Origin of the sequence: Pseudomonas sp. K5002 (assembly GCF_013386655.1) — a bacterium.
Taxonomy (GTDB): Bacteria; Pseudomonadota; Gammaproteobacteria; order Pseudomonadales; family Pseudomonadaceae; genus Aquipseudomonas.
In genome coordinates, this window is sequence record NZ_JACARK010001057.1 from 1 (window position 1) to 3,469 (window position 3,469).

The following is a 3,469-nucleotide window of genomic DNA, read 5'->3' on the forward strand; positions in this document are numbered from 1 at the left end:
GGAAAAACTTCTCGAGGTACAAGTATATGACCGGTGTGGTGAACAGCGTCAGCGCCTGGCTCACCAGCAACCCGCCCACCACCGCGATACCCAGCGGCTGGCGCATTTCCGCGCCGGGGCCGGAGCCCAGCATCAGCGGCACCGCACCCAGCAGGGCGGCCAGGGTGGTCATGATGATCGGCCGGAACCGCGTGACACACGCCTCATAAATCGCTTCCTCGGACGGCAGGCCGCGTACGCGCTGGGCGTCCAGGGCGAAGTCGATCATCAGGATACCGTTCTTCTTCACGATCCCGATCAGCAGCACCAGGCCGATCAACGCCATGATCGAAAAGTCCTGGCCCATCAGTGACAGCATGATCAGCGCCCCCAACCCCGCCGACGGCAAGGTGGAGATGATCGTCAGCGGGTGCACGAAGCTCTCGTACAGCACACCCAGGATAATGTAGACCGCCACCAGTGCCGCGAGGATCAGCCAGGGCTGGCTGGCCAATGAACTCTGGAACGCCTGGGCCGCGCCCTGGAAGTTGCCGATGATAGTGGTCGGCATGCCGATTTCATTCTTCGCCTGGTTGAGCAGGATCACCGCATCGCCCAACGCGACGCCGGGTGCCAGGTTGAACGACAGGTTGGCCGCCGGGAACATGCCGTCATGGCTGATGGACAAGGGCCCGACGGTGGGCGGGTCGACCTTGGCCACCGCCGACAGCGGTACCATCTCGTTGGTCAGCGGCGAGCGCAGGTAGAAGTAGTTCAGGCTTTCGGCCTTGCCGCGTTGCTGGGTGTCCAGCTCCAGCACCACCTGGTACTGGTTGATCTCGGTCTGGAATTCGTTGATCTGGCGCTGGCCGAATGCGTCGTACAGCGCCTGGTCCACATCGGTGGCGGTGAGGCCAAACCGCGCGGCGGCCTGACGGTCGATGCTGATGTGGGTGATGCTGCCGCCCAGTTGCAAGTCGTTGGACAGGTCGCGGAACGCCGGGTTGGCCCGCAGTTTTTCGGTGAGGCGCTGGGTCCAGGTATTTAGGGTCGGGCCGTCATTGCTCTTGAGCACGTACTGGTACTGGGCGCGGCTGGGGCCGGAGCTTAAGTTGATGTCCTGGCCGGCCCGCAGGTACAGGACGATGCCCGGCACTTTCGCCAGTTTCGGGCGGATCCGGTCGATAAACTGGCTGGCCGACACGTCGCGATCCCCGCGATCTTTCAAGGCAATCCAGAACCGGCCGTTGGCGATGGTCTGGTTGCTGCCGGTCACACCCACCGAATGGGAGAACGCTTCCACCGCCGGGTCATCCTTGACGATCTCGGCGATTGCCTTGTGCTTGGCGACCATGTCCGGGAACGACACGTCGGCCGCCGCTTCGCTGGTGCCGAGGACGAAGCCGGTGTCTTGTACCGGAAAGAAACCCTTGGGGATAAACACGTAGCCGACCACGGCCAGGGCCAGGGTCACCATGAAGATCGCGGCCATGGTGCGTTGATGGGCCAGGGCGCGGCGCAGATTGCGCGCATAGCCGGCCAGCAGGCGTTCGCTGAAACCGGGTTTGTCGTGGGCATGATGGGTTGGTGCGCGCATGAACAATGCGGCCAGGGTCGGCGCCAGGGTCAGCGAGACCACCACCGAAATCAGGATGGTCGAGGTGGCTGTCAAGGCAAACTCCTTGAACAACCGCCCCACGACACCGCCCATGAACAGCAGCGGGATAAACGCCGCCACCAGCGAGAAGCTGATGGAGACCACGGTAAAACCGATTTCACCCGCGCCCTTGATCGCGGCTTCGCGCTTGTCGAGGCCCGCTTCCAGGTGGCGGTGAATGTTCTCCACCACCACGATCGCATCGTCCACCACAAACCCCACGGCGATCACGATCGCCACCAGGGTCAGGTTGTTCAGGCTGAAGCCCATCAGGTACATCAGGGCAAAACTGGCCACCAGCGACACGCCGAGCACGCTGGACACGATCAACGTGGCCGACAGCTGGCGCAGGAACAGCGCCATCACCGCCACCACCAGCAGGATGGCGATCAGCAGGGTCACTTCCACTTCATGCAGGGACGCGCGGATGGTCTTGGTGCGGTCGGTCAACACGCTGACCTGCACCGAGGCCGGCAGCATGGCTTGCAGGCGCGGCAGTTCGGCTTGAATGCGGTCCACGGTCTCGACGATATTCGCGCCGGGCTGGCGGGAGATCACCAGGTTGACCCCTGGGGTGTCGCCGGACCAGGCCTGCACGTAGGCGTTTTCCGAGCCGTTGATGACTTTGGCGATATCCCGCAGCTGTACAGGTGCCCCGTCCTTGTAGGACACAATCAGTTGGGCGTAATCCTCGGGGTGGAACAACTGGTCGTTGGTCGAGAGGGTCGACACGCTGTTCTCGCCGTAGATCGCGCCCTTGGCCAGGTTCAGGCTCGATTGCTGGATCGCCAGGCGCACGTCCGCCAGGGTCAGGCCGATGGCCGCGAGTTTATCGGCCGACGCCTGCACCCGGATGGCCGGGCGTTGCTGGCCGGTAATGTTGATCTGGCCGACCCCGTCGATCTGGCTGATCTGCCGGGCCAGCAGGGTTTCCACGTAGTCGCTCAGCTCGGTGCTGGGCATGCTGTCGGAGCTGACGCTGAGGATCAGCACCGGGCTGTCCGCCGGGTTGACCTTCTTCCAGGTCGGCAGGCTAGGCATGTCGCTGGGCAGTTTGCCGGACGCGGTGTTGATCGCCGCCTGCACTTCCTGGGCGGCGGTGTCGATGCTCTTGGTGAGGGTGAATTGCAGGGTCAGCAGGCTGGAGCCCAAGGCACTGCTGGAGGTCATCTGGGTCATGCCGGGGATGGCGCTGAATTGCACCTCCAGCGGCGTTGCCACGGATGAAGCCATGGTGTCCGGGCTGGCGCCGGGCAGCGTGGCACTGACCTGGATCGTCGGAAATTCCGCTTCCGGCAGTGGGGCGATGGCCAGGCGTGGGAAAGCGATCATCCCGAGCAATACCAGCGCGAAGGTCAGCAGCAAGGTGGCGACCGGGTGGTCGACGCACCAGGCCGACGGCGAACGACTGCCACTCATGGCTGCACCTTGGCATCAACGGTCTGGATCACCTGCGGCGGCTCCTTGAGCACATCGACCTGGGCGCCGGCCTTGAGCCGGGACTGGCCGTCGCTGACCAGCACATCGCCGGCCTGCACACCCTGGAGGATGTTCATGTCGCTGTTCTGGTACAGCACCTGCACCGGCACCACCTCAACCTTGTCACCCTTGAGCCGGTACACGAAGTGCGAATCCAGGCCGCGTTGCACCACGGTAGGCGGCACCACCAGGGCATTCTTGTGCAGGGCGGTCTGGATGCGGATCGTCACCAACTGCCCCGGCCAGAGTTTCTGAGCGCCGTTGCTGAACTCGGCCTTGGCGCGGATGGTGCCGGTGGTGCCGCTGATCTGGTTGTCGATCAGGCTCAGGCGGCCCTCACCCAGCAGGTCGCCG

Annotated in this window: 2 protein-coding genes; both read right to left on the bottom strand. The window is 64.0% G+C overall.

Going from position 1 to position 3,469, the window contains the following annotated elements:
- Window positions 1-3,055: multidrug efflux RND transporter permease subunit (locus HX846_RS33110; protein ID WP_178967040.1), on the bottom strand; the 3,055-nt coding region annotated here is incomplete at its 3' end.
- Window positions 3,052-3,469 (bottom strand): efflux RND transporter periplasmic adaptor subunit (locus HX846_RS33115; protein WP_372242041.1); only part of this gene is annotated, 418 nt, incomplete at its 5' end. The genes HX846_RS33110 and HX846_RS33115, both read right to left, overlap by 4 nt.